Below are 16141 nucleotides of genomic sequence, written 5' to 3'. Positions count from 1 at the left end.
AGCCAAAGTAGTGGGGAAAGTAGTTGTGAGATAAACTCATTAAAACGCTAAAACACTAAAGGGGAGATCACATATGAAAGCAGTAGTGGTTAATAAAAACAGCAAAGCAAACATCGAAGTGATTGAAAAAGAGTTACGTCCGTTACGCTCAGGTGAAGCGTTAGTAGATGTAGAGTATTGTGGAGTTTGCCACACTGATTTACACGTTGCGAATCATGATTTTGGTAACACTGATGGCCGTATTCTTGGTCATGAGGGTGTAGGTATTGTTACGAAAATAGCTGATGATGTTACTTCACTAAAGATAGGTGACCGTGTAAGTATCGCATGGATGTTCCAATCTTGTGGACGTTGTGAATATTGCGTAACTGGTAGAGAAACATTTTGCCGTGAAGTTAAAAACGCAGGTTATTCAGTAGATGGTGGTATGGCTGAACAATGTATCGTTACAGCTGATTATGCGGTAAAAGTACCAGAAGGATTAGATCCTGCTCAAGCATCATCAATTACATGTGCTGGTGTAACTACATATAAAGCTATTAAAGTATCAGATATTAAACCTGGTCAACCTATTGTAATCTATGGCTGCGGTGGATTAGGTAACTTAGCTATCCAATATGCCAAAAATGTATTTGGTGCAAAGGTAATCGCAGTAGACATTAATGACGACAAATTAGCCTTAGCAAAAGAAGTTGGTGCTGATATGATTATCAATCCAATTTCTCAAGGTCCTGCTGATAAAATTGTTCAAGAGGAGCTTGGTGGCGCTTATGCTGCTGTAGTAACAGCAGTCTCTAAAGTAGCCTTTAACTCAGCAGTTGATGCAGTACGTGCTTGCGGTAAAGTAGTTGCAGTAGGGCTACCAGTAGAAACTATGGATTTAAACATTCCGCGACTTGTACTAGATGGAATTGAAGTAGTTGGTTCTCTAGTTGGTACTCGTAAGGACTTAGAAGAGGCGTTTATGTTCGGGGCAGAAGGAAAAGTAGTGCCGGTTGTTCAAACCTGTTCTCTAGATAAAGTACAAAATGTATTCGAAGAAATGGAACAAGGTAGAATTCAAGGGCGTATGGTAATTGATTTTAAACAGCATAGTTGCGATTGCAAATAATTCACTTTAAATATAAAAAGCATGAGTCTAGCGAAGGACATGTAAAAAAGTTAGACGGCATAAAAAGATGATCCCTGTATTTAATAGGGATCATCTTCTTTATATTCTACTAATATCAATGCCAATTAATATTTGATTAATGAAAAATGATTAAAGGTTCACTTTATTTGCAAACGAAAAAGAATCTTTATGTTTAACAAATTTTTTATGATTTGGAACGGTTTGAATTGCTACAACTTGCGAATCTCTTGCTTTCAGTGCATCTTGAATCCCGATTGTCATAAGCTTAATAAATAGAATTGTAATAAAGAATGAAACGAGAGTATAAAAAATAATCCACCATGAAAGATTCATTTCATAACGATTTAATCCAATAAGGCCTGCCCAATCATTAGATAGAGAAACAGGTTTGAGCACTCCGTCATAGAGTTCACGCATTTGTATCCCGCCAATTACAATGTCAAGCAACGCCAAATGGATAACGAGTATGAGTGCTTGGACGATATGTTCCATAAATACCACAAATAAGCGATCAAGTAATAAGACTCGTAAGTGTTTTTTGATAATATGAAAACGGCTAGCACCCAGTAATTGTGAACTTAAAATGTAATCTTGTTTCATAAATTCATCGACTTCTGAGGATATATATAAAGAAAGTGTAGGCAGAGCCACGAAAATAAGTACGAGTACTTGATAAAACGCAAATGAAATATTTGGGTCTAATCTATCAGCATTTGATACGATTACAATATTAACGGGCGTGATGAGTATAAATGCGATAAATAAAGTTGGAATATAATAAAAAACTTCTGAGCATGATTGGAAAAATTTCTTGAATTTTGGAGCATATAAACTTAAGAGGATTCCTATACATGTTCCGAATAAAATTCGAAAGAAGCTAATTGCCACGGCTAATAAAATGGTGAATTTTGCTCCTTCTACAATTTGTAAGAAAACAGACTCTCCAAAACGATCAGATCCAAAAGGCGGCATTAACGATGGTGGAAAGGGGGCCTTTCCAAGTAATTCGTTATTGTCATTGTAAAGTAACTGAGGAGGTTTTGGGATGTTATCTTTAAAGAACCAACTATAAATAAAACTAGCTGAAATAAGTATGAATAGATAAGTAAAGCCGATTAAAAAGCGTTTTGATTTCCAAATAGATTTCATAATGATACTCCTTTCAATTGCTTTTTCCATCTATTCATCATAAAAGAGATTATTTGGAAAATAACATAAAATGGTAAAATGATCATGACAAGTATGATAAATGCAGCTGGAGGTGAAACAAACGCCTTTTTAAATAAAAATTGAATAATGCCTTCCATATTAAAAACAAATTCTAAAATGAATAAGTTAGAAAGTAAGAAAACGAAAATCGTTTTTAAATGATGGAAGAAATGGATAGATATATTTTTGAATAAATGAATGCATAGTATATAACTTGATGAAAGGCCTTTTCCATATGCAACCTCTACGTAATGTTTTCCTTCTTCTTCTTTTATGTATAACACCATCATCCGAAACATTTGTAATGTAGGTAAGACAGCTAATGATAAAATAGGGAGTAAATAAGCTCGATTTTCATTAAAAGAAATAATAGTGACAGGAGATTCCCCGAATTTCTGAAGTACCCATATGAAAAATATTTGCAAACAAATCATCATCATCATATCAGGGACAGCTTCTAATATGAACACAATTCGGTTTATCCATTTTTTTATATAATCTTTTGCTAAAAAATAAAAAAATGCCATGCTAGATGATAGAAAGAGAGCAAGAAAAAATGCTAAAAATAATATAGTAAATGAATATAGGTAAGGTTCTAAAACAGTTGGAAATAATGGTGTTTTTTTGAAATGGCCAAACTTCGGGTCTGATCCTATAATCACTAATGATTCAGGGGAGAAGACCTGTTTTAACATGGTAACAATCTGATTAAAAAAATAAATTGGTTGAAAGGTAAACCCTTGTTGAGTGATAAATAAATAAGGTAAATTTAATAATAGTAAGAGTGATAAAAGAATTGATGAAAGCTTAATTGTGAATTGAGATATTTTATTTAACATTAAATCCCTCCGACATCTTTTTACAACATTATACAATAAATTCTATATTATTGTTTTATTTTTCTGAAAAATAAAAATACTATCAAATTTTATAGTATGCAAGATATATTTACAAGATAAAAAAGTGATAGTGGGGGGCCGCGCTCTATGTTTATCAAGATAAAAGGACTAGTGAATCTAAAATAATAAACAAGAACAAAATGCACAGAATTCTTATTCTGCGGATAGTTACTTTTCTTGGCTTGATGGTGATGTTACGTGATCCCTAAAAATGAATATTGCTTCTCAACGCTTTTTCATGCAAATGAGTAGAACGTATGGAGGACTATGTATGTGTTGTTAATGAGAGGAAAGAGTGTATTGCGTAACGCAATATAACGTAATTTTACCGCACGGAAAAGCTAAATTTAGTATATAAGTGAAATGGAATGAGGGGATTTACTTTTTGTTATGAAAAAAATTTTCTTTTTATAACTTGATAAATGAAAAAATATTTTATATACTAATTCATGTAAACGGTTTACTAAATCGTATTTTGCTAGAAATGAAGGGAAGATTCGCATGGAAACAAGGGGGAGAGTAATCGGGATTGATATCGGTACCACAAGTACGAAAACGGTTGTTTTTACAGAAAAAGGAAAAGTTATTGCATCACATGCAATCGATTACCCAATTATTCAACCGAACGTAGGATGGGCTGAGCAAGATCCTGATGTAATATGTGCCGCTGTATACAAAAGTGTAAGCGTTGCCATTGAAAAGGGTAATGTATTACCAGAAGATATTTCTTCGATCGGTATTAGTGCAGCTATGCACGCATTAATTGCAGTAGATGAAAATGGTACGCCATTAACGCGTTCTATCATTTGGGCAGATAATCGAAGTACGAAGCAATCAGAAAAATTATTACATCAAATGAATGGGCATGAAATTTATAGACGTACAGGTACACCGATCCATCCAATGTCACCACTTTCTAAATTGTTATGGATGAAAGAAGAGGAACCAGAGTTATATACAAGTGCTTATAAATTTATTTCCATTAAAGAGTATGTGATTTACCAATTATTTTCACGCTACGTAGTTGATTATTCGATTGCTTCTGCTACGGGGTTATTTAATTTAGAAACATTAAATTGGGATGAAGATGTTTTAACGATGTTACATATGTCACCAGAACAATTATCAACCCCTGTACCAACTACATATATTTTATCAGGTATGAAGCCAGAATTAGCACAGAAGATGGGGATAAGTGCAGAGACACCAATTGTCATCGGAGCAAGTGATGGGGTTCTTGCAAATGTAGGAGTTGGGGCGATATCACCGGGTGCGGCTGCAATTACGATTGGAACGAGTGGTGCGGTTCGAACAATCTCATCAAATATAAATACAGATGAGAAAGGGAGAACGTTTTGTTACGCATTAACAGATGAGCACTGGGTAATCGGTGGTCCAACGAATAATGGTGGAATATTACTGAGATGGTTACGTGATGAATTTGGTAGTCCAGAGCAAGAAGTTGCAAGGAAGCTCGGAATTGATCCTTATGATTTATTAATTAAATATGCAGAAAGCGTACCAGCTGGAGCGGATGGGCTATTGTTTTTACCTTTCTTATCTGGAGAACGCGCACCTTACTGGAATGCAAATGCTCGTGGTACATTCTTTGGAATCAATCTTCAACATAAGCGAGAACATTTTATACGTGCAGTGATGGAAGGTGTTTGTATGAGTGTATATTCAGTAGCACTCGCAATCAGGGACTGTACAGGGCCACTTACTGAAATACGAGTTTCAGGAGGGTTTGCGAAATCTGCATTTTGGAGACAAATGTTGTCCGATATGATGGGGAAAGAATTGCTTGTACCTGAAAGTCATGAAGCATCTGCGCTTGGGGCAGCGGCAGTTGCTTTATATGCTGTAGGAAAAATTGATTCTCTTGAAGAGGTAAAGGATTGGATTGATATTGTCCATCATCATGTACCGAATAAAGAAAATACGGCTATATATTTAGAAATGTTTTATATGTATGAACGACTTTACAATCGTTTGAAAGAAGAATTTGATTGTATAGCTGCTTTCCAACGTAAACAATAGGGGGATTGGGAGAAATGGTAGTTGGGATCGTACTAGCGGCAGTTGTCATACTACTTTTACTTATTACGGTAGTAAAATGGCATCCATTTGTCGCATTAATTTTAACAGCAATTGGTGTAGGATTGGCAATGGGAATGCCTTTAATTGGAACTTCACCAAAAGATCCAGGGATTATTGATTCTATTAAACTAGGGCTTGGTAATACGTTAGGCTTTTTAGCAATAGTTTTAGCGCTAGGAACGATGCTTGGAAAAATGATGGCCGAATCTGGCGGTGCTGAACGGATCGCTAACACATTAATTAATCGTTTTGGGAAGAAACGAGTTCACTGGGCGATGATGTTCGTTGCATTTTTAGTAGGTATTCCGGTATTTTTCCAAGTTGGATTTGTCCTATTAATTCCGTTAGTATTTACAATTGCGTTAGAAACTGGGGTATCACTTATTACAATCGGTATTCCGCTAGTAGCAGGACTGTCAGTCGTACACGGACTTGTTCCACCGCATCCAGCGGCAATGGCGGCAGTTGGTATTTTTAAAGCAGATGTAGGGAAGACAATTTTATATGCGTTAATTGTCGGACTTCCAACTGCAATTATTTCAGGTCCACTTTACGGGAAATGGATTGGTGCTCGTATCCATAAGGAAGTACCATTAGATATAGCGGAGCAATTTATTGAAAGAGATAAGAAGAAAGAACTTCCTAGCTTCGGAAATACATTGTTTACTATTTTACTTCCAGTATTTCTTATGCTTGGTGCATCCATTGCTGAAGTAGCGTTACATAAAACGAGTCAACTTGCACAAGTGTTACACTTTATTGGAGATCCAATAGTCGCTTTATTAATTGCAACGATTTATTCTTTCTTTAGCCTTGGTTATGCAAAAGGATTTTCTAAAGATAAAGTATTACAATTTACAAATGATTGCCTTGGGCCGATTGCAAACATACTGTTAGTAATTGGTGCTGGTGGTGCATTTAATAAGGTGTTATTAGATTCTGGAATTGGTACTACAATTGCTGAAATGGCGAAAGAATCACATATTTCACCAATATTACTTGGATGGGGAATTGCTGCACTTATCCGAGTTGCAACAGGATCGGCAACTGTTTCTATGATGACAGCAGCTGGTATTGTTGCGCCGATTGCAGCAAGTACACCTGGTGTAAATGTTGAATTACTAGCACTTGCAACAGGCGCAGGGTCATTAATTTTATCACACGTGAATGATTCGGGATTTTGGATGATTAAAGAATATTTCGGAATGACTGTGAAAGAAACATTATTAACATGGACCGCAATGGAGACGATACTATCAGTTGTAGCACTTGTATTAATTTCGATATTAAATATATTTGTATAGAATGGGAGATTGATTAATATGAAACTAGGTTTAATTGGATTAGGAAAAATGGGATTCCCATTAGCTGAACACTTACATGAAGACAAGCATGAAGTAGTTGTATACGATGTAAATAAAGAGCTTGTAGAAAAGGCAGGAAAACTAGGAATTACTGCACGTCATACATTAAAAGAAATGATCGCTGAATTAGAAGCTCCTCGTACGATCTGGGTAATGGTGCCTGCAGGAGAAGTTGTAGAGTCAGTATTAAAAGATGTGTATCCGTTATTAGATGAAGGTGATATCGTTATTGAAGGTGGAAATTCATTCTATAAAGATACGTTACGCCGTGCTGAAGAAGCAAAAAGCTTCGGATTACATTATGTAGATATCGGTACATCTGGCGGTGTAGAAGGAGCTAGATGCGGTGCTTGTTTAATGGTTGGTGGAGAAAAAGAAATTTATGACCAATTAGAACCTTTATTTAAAGATTTAGCAGTAGAAAATGGCTATTCTTATGCTGGCCGCGTTGGTAGTGGTCATTTCTTAAAAATGGTTCATAACGGTATTGAGTACGGCATGATGCAAGCAATCGCTGAAGGATTTGAAGTACTAGATAAGAGTGACTTTGATTTCAATTATGAAGATGTTGCAAAAGTATGGGCGAACGGATCAGTAATCCGCGGTTGGTTAATGGACTTAACTGAAAAAGCATTTGCAGATGATCCTAAACTTGATGGCATTAAAGGTGTAATGAACTCTTCAGGAGAAGGGAAATGGACTGTTGAAACTGCGCTTGAGTTACAAGCAGCGGCACCAGTAATCGCGATGTCATTATTTATGCGCTATCGTTCTCAGGAAGATGATACATTCCATGGAAAAGTAGTTTCAGCACTACGTAATCAGTTCGGTGGACATGAAGTTGTAAAAAAATAAGGATGTTTTTGAAAAGAAACTTGTGCATAAGCGCAAGTTTCTTTTTTTGTAGTTTAAGAAATTACTAATTTAAAAATACCAATCAATCATCGTTTTTTTGTCACAAATGACAGCTTCAACATTCATTGATTGAACAATATATTCTATATTTTCTTCTTTAGCTAATAATAAGGTTGTAAAGGAATCGTATATACTCATAAACGCATACTCATTGTCTTCTCCAGTAATAATTAACTCATTATTGCTAATGTCCCAAATATCTAATGGAGTAGTATTATTTACCTGTAATAATCCGTTTGTATCAAGAATTGGTTCAGAGAAATATAGATTTTTTGCACCTTTAGAACCGAGGAGTTTAAGTAATTTGTGTAATAAAAATATAGACGTATAATCTTCTGTTGGATAATAAAGATCTTTTTTTAAGTTTGAATGTAGCTTTTCAGCTAAATCCTCTCTTTTATATTCTTCTGAAAAGACACTAATGGAAGTCAACATGGCCATTGCTAGGTCTGCGTATGAATGTAATCCACTACAAGACATCATTTCCTTCCAAGAAACGGATTTCCCATTGTGAATGATTTCTTCAGCGCTAGGATAGATGTGCTCATATGGTCTTTTTCTCACAGACTTTTCCCATCCTAAAGGCATTTGGACAAATGGATGTAGCAATATAGCTGCAGATTTAAAATTACTTGGTAGTTGTTCTAAAATTGGTGATTTGTCATTTAGCCAAATGTAATCCAACAAAATATAACCTCCTCTTAGACTTTGAAATGTACGGATTCCCGTATTATGTTTTTTTGTATTGATTGTATCAAATATAAAGCGAAGCATGAAATATGTCCCAACATAAAAGTAAGAATAAATAAAATGAAGTTTTCATAAATAGTAAAAGGGTGCTTATGTCATCAGTATAGCTAAAAAATGTTGTTACATATGAGAAGAGCGTGTTAATAAAATATGAGGTGGTTAAATGGGAAATGAGCAAGTGAAGTCTGTAAAGGAAGAAAAAAAGTTATGTCTTTGTATGATTGTCAAAAATGAGTCTAGAATTATGGAAAGATGTTTAAATGCAACAAAATCAATTGTAGATTATGTTTCTATTTGTGATACTGGATCGACGGATAATACGCCTGAAATTATAGAAAATTGGTGTAAGGAAAATGAGATACCTGGGACAGTTCATCATGAGCCGTTTAAAAACTTTGGTTATAACAGAAGCTTAGCAGTTTCATTAGCGCAAAAAACATATCCAGAAGCGGATTATTTATTAATATTAGATGCGGATATGATTTTAGAGGTTGATCCGAATTTCGATAAAACGAGCTTAACGGAAGATCATTATCTTACATTGCAATATGATGTTCATATTAAATATTGGCTTACACGTCTATTAAAAGCTTCTTTACCATGGAAATCTGTCGGTGTTACTCATGAGTATTGGGATATAGATCGTTCAAAAGTTGGAGCGAATTACAATACGAGGGTAGATCGGTTAGAGACTCTTGTCGTGAATGATCCCGGAGATGGGGGGAGTAAAGCTGATAAATTTGAAAGAGATGAGAGGTTGTTGTTACAGGGGATAAATGACCCAGAAACAACGCCAGATTTGCATATAAGATATTTATTTTATTTAGCCCAGACTTATTTTCATTTAAGTCAATTTGAAGATTCGATTAAATGGTATAAAAAACGAGTGGAAGCAGGGGGGTGGGTTGAAGAGGTATTCTATTCGTTATTGCGAATAGGATTTTGTTATGAGCAGTTAGCAAATCGTTCAGCAAATAAACAAAATGAAGTGACAGATGCTGATGAAAAAGAAAATGTTAAAGGGCAAGAAGAGCAATATTTAGCATTAGCTGTTTTTTATTTTCAAAAAGCGTGGGAATATAGACCAACTCGAGCTGAACCATTATACCAACTTGCAAGGTTGTATCGATTACGATCTCAAAACAATATTGCTTTGATGTATGCTCTGCAAGGGAAGGAAATTCCTTTTCCAAAGGATGATCTTCTATTTGTAGATTATCATGTGTATGATTACTTATTTGACTATGAAATTTCTATTAGTGCTTTCTATATACCTCATAAAAAACATTTAGGGGCCGTGTCGCAAAAGTATTTGGAATCGATTAAAGAAGAGATTCCATTTCATATAGCAAATGTAGTAGAGAATAATGCGAAATTTTATTAAATACATTTTCGGTTAAAGGAGTAGTGGAGTAATCATGGAATTAATGCGATGGGCGATTGAACTAGGAGAATCGGTGCATGGAAATACGTATGAAGAATTGATGCCACTACTAGACTATTATTATGATCGTGATCATTTAAAAGCGTATTGTATCGCAAATCTTCTTTTAAACATGGATGTATTAGATGAACATCGTGAAAGAATCGAATTAAGAAGATGCATCGCTGCTTATTATGCTGGATTATATAAAGTAGCAAGAAAACATGCAAATGAGTTAGTACTTAAACATCCGGATGTAGATTTATATAAAAATAATTTAAAATTAATGGAAGCTTATTTGAATAAAGAATATGATTATTGTCTTTTTATATGCCCAAAGACATACGGTAGTTTCATAGATGTTGCGCGAGCTTTAAAGTGGCGGTTGGAGCAGGAGGGAAATACAGTAATTATATCAGAAACAATACTGGAAAATGTAAAGAATACAGTTGTTTTTGGAGCACATACATACGCATATAACCCGAATCTTCTTCCGAAAGATGCAATTATTTATAATTTAGAACAGCTATACGAAGGAAGTCCATATGCGCACCCCCTTTATTTAATATTATTAAAAGATAGAGTGATTTGGGATTATAGTAAACAAAATATAGAATGGCTAAAACAAAAAGGGGTAGGAAAAGAAATAAAACATGTAAAAATGAACTATGCTCCAACTTTGGAAATAAAAAAAGATGCATTTGAAGATGAGATTACTGAAGATATTGATATTCTGTTTATAGGTGCCCTTAATCCGAGGCGGCAAGCTATTTTTGATCATCTAAAAGCGATTGCCCCAAATTTAAATATAGTTTTTAAAAATAATGCGTGGGGAATTGTTAGAAATGAATTGATTGCTAGAGCTAAAATTATATTAAATGTTCATTTTTACTTATCAGGAATTCTTGAAACACCTCGCGTGTCTTATGCAGTCGCAAATAAGAAATTTATTATTTCCGAAAATAGTAATCCAGAAGATGAGGTAGAGTGGCCGGGAATTGTATTTACTCCGTACGAAAAAATAATTGAAAACGTAATGAAATATATAGAATTACCAGAAGAACGGAAAAAATTAGCGGAAAAAGCATATAATCATTTTGAAGCAAATGAAAGTTTAGGTACATTGAGTCTGAGAGATGAAACGAAGTAATTGTGCGAAACTCATACGAAAGTATGAGTTCTTTTTTGTTTATCATACTATTTTATGAAACAAGTTAACTCTTTATATTGTGTTTTGTATAGAAATTTCTGATAATATACAAGTAGAACTTGAAAACAAAGGGGAGAAATAATCATGAAACTAGTCGTTATTAACGGTACACCAAGAAAATTTGGTAGAACTCGCGTGGTGGCAAAATATATTGCGGATCAATTTGAAGGGGAATTATATGATTTAGCAATTGAGGAGTTACCTTTATACAATGGAGAAGAGTCACAACGTGATTTAGAGGCAGTAAAAAAATTGAAAACGTTAGTGAAAGCTGCGGATGGGGTTGTATTATGTACACCAGAATATCATAATGCGATGAGCGGTGCGCTGAAAAACTCTTTAGATTACTTAAGTAGTAGTGAATTTATTCATAAACCAGTTGCGTTGTTAGCGGTTGCTGGTGGCGGTAAAGGTGGAATAAATGCATTAAACAGCATGCGAACGGTCGCTAGAGGTGTTTATGCAAATGCCATTCCAAAACAAGTTGTGCTTGATGGATTACATGTGCAAGATGGTGAACTTGGGGAAGATGCCAAACCATTAATTCATGATGTAGTTAAAGAATTAAAAGCATATATGAGCGTATATAAAGAGGTGAAAAAGCAACTAGGAGTGGAGTGATATGTCCTCACTTTATCATGATTCTCGCTTGTATTACATTCTAGGGGCCAATAGTCTATCTGCTATTGGTTCCGGAATTGTTATGATAACGATTCCTTGGCTGTTAATTAAAGAGAGTGGAGGAGAGACAACATTTGGTTATGTTTCTATCATTGCAACCCTCATTATGTTTTTATTAACACCATTCATTGGGCAAAGTATTGATCGTTTTTCAAGAAAATCTTTATTGCTATGTAATGAAGGAATCGGAATAGCCGTAATCGGAATAATGGTTATATGGGGATTTGCTGGGCAACCTTATCATTCTATTCACTATATTCTTATTTATATAGCCGGATCATTCTACTATTTATTATTTTATCCTACAATATTTGCGTTCAACCAAGAGATATTTCAAGCAGAACATTATAAAAGTTTAAGTGGAACGATGGAAATACAAGGACAGTTAACACAAGTTATTTCTGGAGCGGCCGCGAGCTTCTTAATTGAAATTGTATCTTTGAAGTGGATTTTGTTAGTAGACATGTTAACTTTTGCTGGAGCATTTTTTCTTTTCTTATGTATACCGTACGTAAAGAAAAAAGAAGTGAAAAGAAAAATAACATTTAAGAAGCAATTGTTTGAAGGAATTCACTTTATGAAAAAACGTCCTAAGCTCTTTTGGTTCTTACTGGCTACTTATATGCCGTTTATAGGTGTCATGATGGCAAATTATTTAATACCAGTTTATATTTCGGATATACTTAAAGCCAATGCCTCTGTATACGCAATAGAGGGGATGATGTACGGTGTTGGAGCGGTTGTTGCAGGAATCTGTATTCCACTCATAATGAAATATGTAAAAACAGAAGTTTCAATCGTTATGACGATGTTCATTTATGTAATTTCAATTACCGTAATGATTATTGAACCTTCCGTAATTTTCTTATATGGACTTGCAATTTTTCATGCAGTTGGAAATGCGGGTACAAGAGTGGCGAGAAATGTATTGATGATGGAGGAAATTCCAAATGAAGTAATGGGACGTGTAGACAGCTTATTTCGCCTAATTGGTACTGGAATACGAATTTTATTATTAATGTTGTTTACAGCGGGTGTATCTAAAGTCGGAGTCATGCTGCCGTTTTACGTATTAAGCTGCATATTGATCTTCTCATTAGGAATCGCTATTTATTATGTACTATCACAACGTAAAGTAGCGGCGCATGTTTCTAATAAATCAATCGTTTGAAAAAACACTTCTGCCTCCCTTTCTTTTTCTATATAATAACAAGAAAGGGAGTGAATACTTATTTATGAACAAATGGATCTTTCTTATGATTTTATTATTACCGCCACTATACATCCTTTATATGACCTTTCGAATGAACAAAGTTGCTCGTGAAAAGTTGAGCTATCACTCTCCGTACGTTCTTATACTGGGTGCAAAGTTATTTGGAGATAGACCGTCTTTATCTCTTCAAAATCGTTTGGATGTAGCGTTGGAGTATTTATTTTCCCATCCTGAAGCGAAAGTAATTGTTTCAGGTGGTCAAGGAGAAGATGAAGATATACCGGAAGCTCACAGCATGAGAAATTATTTAATGGTACACGGTATAGATGAGAGTCGTATTTTAATAGAAGATCAATCTACAAATACGTATGAAAACTTAAAATTTAGTATGGATTTATATAATGTGAAACATGCGGTAGTTGTAAGTAATACGTATCATTTATATCGAACAAAAATAATTGCAAAGCGTTTAGGCATGAAGATGGAGGCACTAGCTGCTGAGACGCCAATGCGTTCTAAGAGAAAAATGTATGTTCGCGAATATGCTGCTATTATGAAAACAATATTGTTCGACCGTTAGAGCTCAAATGCGAGCTCTTTTTTAATTTAAAAGCGTATCATTTGAAATGAATGCCATATTCCATCAAAATAAAGGAAACAACAGTAAAGGAGTTGTGTTTGTGATTCAATTTAATCATGTGTCAAAATCGTATGAAGATGGCACGAAAGCAGTGGATTCATTGCATTTAGAAATTAAAAAGGGAGAATTTTTCGTTCTCATCGGTCCGAGTGGTTGTGGGAAAACAACGACAATGAAGATGATTAATCGTTTAATCGAAACGACTGAAGGATCGATTTTAATCGATGGAAAAGATATTCAACAATATAATATAAACGAATTACGTTGGGATATAGGATACGTGTTGCAACAGATTGCTTTATTTCCTCATATGACAATCGCTGAAAATATTGCAGTTGTTCCTGAAATGAGGCAATGGAGCAAAAAGGACATAAAAGCACGCGTCGATGACTTGTTACATATGGTTGGATTAGATCCGGATATATATCGAGATCGTATGCCTGATGAATTATCAGGAGGACAAAAACAACGTGTCGGTGTCGTGCGAGCATTAGCCGCAAACCCGAAAATCGTTCTTATGGATGAACCATTTAGTGCGCTAGATCCGTTAAGTAGGGAACAGCTTCAGAAGGATATTGTACAGTTGCAAAAAAAGATTCAAAAAACAATCGTGTTCGTAACACATGATATGCAAGAAGCATTATCACTTGGAGATCGCATTTGTATTATGAAAGAAGGAAAAGTTGTTCAACTTGATACACCAGAAGGAATTATACATAATCCGAAAAATGAATTTGTAGAGGAGTTCATTGGAAATCGTGGACGAACTTGGTATGAGGGGAAAAGTGTAGCAGATGTATTGCCGCTTGACGAAAGTGTGCAATTAGAAGGGCAGGCACTATCATTACATGCTTCTTTACAAGAAGCGTTAGTTCGTGTGCGTGATGAGGAGGTCGTTCCAGTTGAAGAAAATGGTCAATATATTGGAGCGTTAACAAGTCGTCATATTGTCAATTACATTGTTGAACAAATGAAGGAAAGAGGCTAAACAGTGACTAATTTTATACAAACGTTCCAAGAACGAAAAATAGAATTACTAACTGCATTAAGTGAGCATTTACAAATATCGCTTATTTCATTATTTTTTGCAGTAATTATAGCGGTGCCACTTGGCATTTTATTAACAAGAAAAGAACGAATGGCTGAATTTATAATAGGAACTTCTGCAGTAATGCAGACAGTGCCATCACTTGCATTACTTGGACTATTAATTCCGTTAGTAGGAATTGGAAAACTTCCAGCGATTATCGCATTAGTTGTGTATGCACTATTACCTATTTTACGAAATACATATACAGGAATAAGGGAATTAGATGAATCACTAATAGAAGCGGCGAGAGCTATGGGGATGAATAGTTGGAGAAGGTTGTGGAAGGTAGAACTTCCTCTTGCATTGCCTATCATTATGGCCGGTATTCGTACAGCGATGGTATTGATTGTTGGAACGGCTACATTAGCAGCTCTCATTGGTGCTGGTGGGCTAGGTAAGCTTATATTATTAGGTATAGATCGAAATGATCATGCACTTATCATTTTAGGGGCCGTACCAGCCGCGTTACTCGCTTTATTCTTTGATATAGTACTTCGCATACTTGAACGACCGAAACGCTCTTCTAAGCGTGTTATATTGACGATATGTATAGTTGTAGTAATGATTGCTTCTCCATTTCTTTGGAGTACAGAAAAGAAAGATATTGTTATTGCGGGCAAACTTGGATCAGAACCTGAAATTTTAATTCAAATGTATAAGCAGCTTATTGAACAAGATACCGATTTACACGTACAATTAAAACCAGGTCTTGGAAAAACAGCATTTGTATTTGAAGCGTTGAAATCAGGGGAAGTAGATATATACCCAGAATTTTCAGGAACAGCATTATCTACTTTCGTGAAAGAAGAACCAAAGAGCACAAATCGTGATGAAGTATATGATCAGGCTCGCGTTGGAATGGAAAAGAAATATAATATGGTTATGTTGAAGCCAATGGAGTATAACAATACATATGCACTAGCTATGCCGAAAAAAATAGCAGATCAAAATAATATAAATACAATTTCTGATTTGGGAAATATTGCACAAAATGCTAAAGTAGGATTTACATTAGAGTTTGCTGATCGTGAAGACGGTTATAAAGGAATGCAAAAATTATATAACTATAAGTTTTCAAATATTAAAACGATGGAGCCGAAGTTGCGTTATAGCGCAATTCAATCTGGAGATGTTAACGTAATCGATGCATATTCAACAGATAGTGAATTGGAGCAATACGGACTAAAAGTGCTAAAAGATGATAAAGGGTTATTCCCACCTTATCAAGGAGCACCATTATTAAGAAAAGAAACGTTAAAGAAATATCCTGAACTTGAAAAGGTATTAAATAAATTATCTGGAAAGATTACAGATGAAGAAATGCGAAAAATGAATTATGAAGTTAACGTAAATGGTAAAAATAGTGAAGAAGTCGCAAAACAATTTTTACAAAAAGAGAAATTACTTCGTTAAATTTACAAGAAATATACAAATTTATATGTTTGAAATGACCGTTCATTACAAAATGAGCGGTTTTTTTGTGCATACTTATACATTTTTTCAAAAAAGTATTCC

Annotated in this window: 14 protein-coding genes; 11 read left to right on the top strand and 3 right to left on the bottom strand. The window is 34.8% G+C overall.

Annotated elements, in window-relative coordinates; all coding sequences use genetic code 11:
* Nucleotides 1-73: 73 nt before the first annotated feature.
* Nucleotides 74-1111, top strand: coding sequence for an alcohol dehydrogenase AdhP (adhP, locus tag MR170_RS08015; RefSeq protein WP_226605757.1), 1038 nt, complete (start codon nucleotides 74-76; stop codon nucleotides 1109-1111).
* A 150-nt stretch (nucleotides 1112-1261) separates the two neighbouring features.
* On the opposite strand, the gene MR170_RS08010 is transcribed toward adhP, so the two are convergent.
* The gene (locus MR170_RS08010) at nucleotides 1262-2281 is read right to left on the bottom strand and encodes an ABC transporter permease (RefSeq protein WP_242307898.1); all 1020 of its coding nucleotides are present in this window, start codon (nucleotides 2279-2281) and stop codon (nucleotides 1262-1264) included.
* Nucleotides 2278-3180 (bottom strand): ABC transporter permease subunit, encoded by a 903-nt coding sequence (locus MR170_RS08005; RefSeq protein ID WP_242307895.1) that lies wholly within the window; start codon nucleotides 3178-3180, stop codon nucleotides 2278-2280. Before MR170_RS08005 ends, MR170_RS08010 begins: the two co-directional genes overlap by 4 nt.
* 561 nt (nucleotides 3181-3741) lie before the next feature.
* Here MR170_RS08005 and gntK point away from each other — a divergent pair.
* From gntK to gnd, 3 genes are read left to right on the top strand one after another with little or no spacing between them, the layout of a single operon-like run.
* Nucleotides 3742-5280 carry a gluconokinase gene (gntK, locus tag MR170_RS08000; RefSeq protein WP_016081766.1) on the top strand — a complete coding sequence of 513 codons (1539 nt, stop codon included), beginning with the start codon at nucleotides 3742-3744 and terminating at the stop codon, nucleotides 5278-5280.
* 14 nt (nucleotides 5281-5294) lie between these two features.
* Nucleotides 5295-6644, top strand: a complete 1350-nt coding sequence (locus MR170_RS07995; protein ID WP_242307892.1) for a GntP family permease — start codon at nucleotides 5295-5297, stop codon at nucleotides 6642-6644.
* A gap of 18 nt (nucleotides 6645-6662) precedes the next feature.
* Entirely contained in the window at nucleotides 6663-7559 is an 897-nt protein-coding gene (gnd, locus tag MR170_RS07990; protein WP_242307889.1) for a phosphogluconate dehydrogenase (NAD(+)-dependent, decarboxylating), read from the top strand.
* Between the two features lie 69 nt (nucleotides 7560-7628).
* On the opposite strand, the gene MR170_RS07985 is transcribed toward gnd, so the two are convergent.
* The gene (locus MR170_RS07985) at nucleotides 7629-8393 is read right to left on the bottom strand and encodes a DUF2711 domain-containing protein (RefSeq protein WP_242307886.1); all 765 of its coding nucleotides are present in this window, start codon (nucleotides 8391-8393) and stop codon (nucleotides 7629-7631) included.
* Nucleotides 8394-8532: 139 nt separating this feature from the next.
* Here MR170_RS07985 and MR170_RS07980 point away from each other — a divergent pair, with 139 nt between their 5' ends.
* The 7 genes from MR170_RS07980 to MR170_RS07950 all read left to right on the top strand — a co-directional run bounded on the left by MR170_RS07980 (nucleotide 8533) and on the right by MR170_RS07950 (nucleotide 16039).
* Entirely contained in the window at nucleotides 8533-9753 is a 1221-nt protein-coding gene (locus MR170_RS07980; RefSeq protein WP_242307883.1) for a glycosyltransferase, read from the top strand.
* 34 nt (nucleotides 9754-9787) lie between these two features.
* Nucleotides 9788-10942, top strand: coding sequence for a CgeB family protein (locus MR170_RS07975; RefSeq protein ID WP_242307882.1), 1155 nt, complete (start codon nucleotides 9788-9790; stop codon nucleotides 10940-10942).
* A 144-nt stretch (nucleotides 10943-11086) separates the two neighbouring features.
* Nucleotides 11087-11623 (top strand): NADPH-dependent FMN reductase, encoded by a 537-nt coding sequence (locus tag MR170_RS07970; protein WP_000780355.1) that lies wholly within the window; start codon nucleotides 11087-11089, stop codon nucleotides 11621-11623.
* Between the two features lies 1 nt (nucleotide 11624).
* A complete protein-coding gene (locus tag MR170_RS07965; RefSeq protein WP_016081764.1) occupies nucleotides 11625-12854 on the top strand; it encodes an MFS transporter in 1230 nt (409 codons plus the stop codon).
* Nucleotides 12855-12918: 64 nt separating this feature from the next.
* Nucleotides 12919-13476 (top strand): YdcF family protein, encoded by a 558-nt coding sequence (locus MR170_RS07960; RefSeq protein ID WP_029442227.1) that lies wholly within the window; start codon nucleotides 12919-12921, stop codon nucleotides 13474-13476.
* Nucleotides 13477-13576: 100 nt separating this feature from the next.
* Entirely contained in the window at nucleotides 13577-14524 is a 948-nt protein-coding gene (locus MR170_RS07955; protein WP_029442228.1) for an ABC transporter ATP-binding protein, read from the top strand.
* 3 nt (nucleotides 14525-14527) lie between these two features.
* Nucleotides 14528-16039: an ABC transporter permease/substrate-binding protein gene (locus tag MR170_RS07950; protein WP_043936536.1), complete on the top strand. Its 1512-nt coding sequence runs from the start codon at nucleotides 14528-14530 to the stop codon at nucleotides 16037-16039.
* The last annotated feature ends 102 nt before the right edge of the window (nucleotides 16040-16141 follow it).

The sequence above is a fragment of the Bacillus cereus group sp. BfR-BA-01524 genome (genome assembly GCF_022662595.1).
GTDB classification, from domain to species: domain Bacteria; phylum Bacillota; class Bacilli; order Bacillales; family Bacillaceae_G; genus Bacillus_A; species Bacillus_A thuringiensis_S.
The sequence above is the reverse complement of the archived record's forward strand: the minus strand, read 5'-3'. Positions and strand labels throughout refer to the sequence as shown.